The following is a 1512-nucleotide window of genomic DNA, read 5'->3' as shown; positions in this document are numbered from 1 at the left end:
GTCGGCAGCCACACGCTGGCCAATGTGCTCTCGATGACCTCCTATGGCGGCGCGGTCGCCGCCTGCGGCCTGGCCGGCGGCATGGACCTGCCGGCCAGCGTCGCGCCCTTCATCCTGCGCGGTGTCTCATTGCTCGGCATCGATTCAGTGATGGCGCCGAAAGCAGTCCGCCTCGAGGCATGGCGCCGCATCGGCACCGACCTCGATCTGCAGAAGCTCGCCAGCCTGTCCAGCACCATCGGGTTCGACGGCATCGTCGATGCCGCGCGCGATATCGTCGAGGGCAAGATCCGCGGCCGCGTCGTCGTGGATATGTGACTCCGCCCAACTGCCGGAAGGGCGGATGCAATCGCCAGATCTGGTGGCAAACCCGCCGCGCCTCGGCAAAAAGCGCTCATCCGCTAAAATTGGAACGATCCGCCGCAATTTTCCATAAGCTCTGTCTGGCAAGAATTTCGCATGATCGCGCAATCCGGCAGCCAACAGGCGGACACTGGCGACGATGTCGATGCGGTGCTCCCGCCGGCGTCGACGCGGCGCTTCGTCGCCGCGCCGCCGCTGGTGCCCGAGCCGGAATTCTCCAGGCGCGAAGGCCTGTCCTTTCTGACATTCGTCGCCATCGTGGTGATGGCCGGGCTGGCGCACCTGACCGGGGCACCGATGTTCATCAGCGTTGCATTGCTCGCAACCGGCCTAGCCGGCCTTGCCATGCATCTGCGCGCCAGGCGGAGCGAACATCGCACCGCCGCCCTTCTTGACGAAACCACGGCCCGCAGCCGCGCCGAGATCGAGACGCTGGCCGACCGCATGTGGGAGATGCAGGAGAGCGATGAGCGCTTTCGTGGCCTGATCGACGCGCTTGGAGATCTCGTCATCCATCGCGACCGCGACGGCTACATCGTCTATGCCAACAAGGTCTTCGCCGATCTCGTCGAGATCGACCAGCGCGATCTTGCCGGCAAGACCCTGGCGGAACTCGGCATCGAGGTCGGCATGGTTCCCGATGCCGCCTTTTCCGACCATGAGTGCCTGAGTTCCACCGATGTCTCTATCAGCACGCCGAGCGGGCAGCGCTGGTTCTCCTGGATCGAACTGTCGGTGCGCGACAAGGACAGTGGCGCGGTTTCGCACCGCGCCATCGCCCGCGACATCACCGCCCGCAAACGCGCCGAGTCCTCGCTGATCACCGCACGCGAACGGGCCGAATATGCCAGCCAGGCCAAATCGCGTTTCCTCGCCACCGTCAGCCATGAAATCCGCACCCCGATGAACGGCATCATGGGCATGGCCAGGTTGCTCGCCGACACCAGCCTGTCGCCGGAGCAGCAGACCTATGTCGGCGCCGTCTCGACCTCAGCCAGCGCATTGCTTGCCCTGATCGAGGATCTTCTCGACTATTCCAAGATCGAAGCCGGGCGTTTCGACCCGGAGCCGCAGCCGATGTCGGTGCGCGAGATCGCCGACAACATCATCGAATTGCTGGCGGCGCGCGCCTTCGCCAAGGATATCGGG

The 1512-nt window shown here is 64.9% G+C and carries 1 protein-coding gene and 1 pseudogene; both read left to right on the top strand.

Features of this window, described 5'->3' with window-relative positions; genetic code table 11:
* Positions 1-318: pseudogene (locus EOA22_RS33215) on the top strand (oxidoreductase); the annotation flags it as partial.
* 141 nt (positions 319-459) lie between these two features.
* Positions 460-1512, top strand: a 1053-nt coding sequence (locus tag EOA22_RS33210; RefSeq protein ID WP_127390588.1) for a histidine kinase dimerization/phospho-acceptor domain-containing protein, incomplete at its 3' end; no start/stop codon positions are given.

Origin of the sequence: Mesorhizobium sp. M7A.F.Ca.US.014.04.1.1, from assembly GCF_003998745.1 — a bacterium.
GTDB classification, from domain to species: domain Bacteria; phylum Pseudomonadota; class Alphaproteobacteria; order Rhizobiales; family Rhizobiaceae; genus Mesorhizobium; species Mesorhizobium ciceri.
Note: the sequence above shows the minus strand (reverse complement) of the source record. Positions and strands in the feature narration are given on the sequence as shown.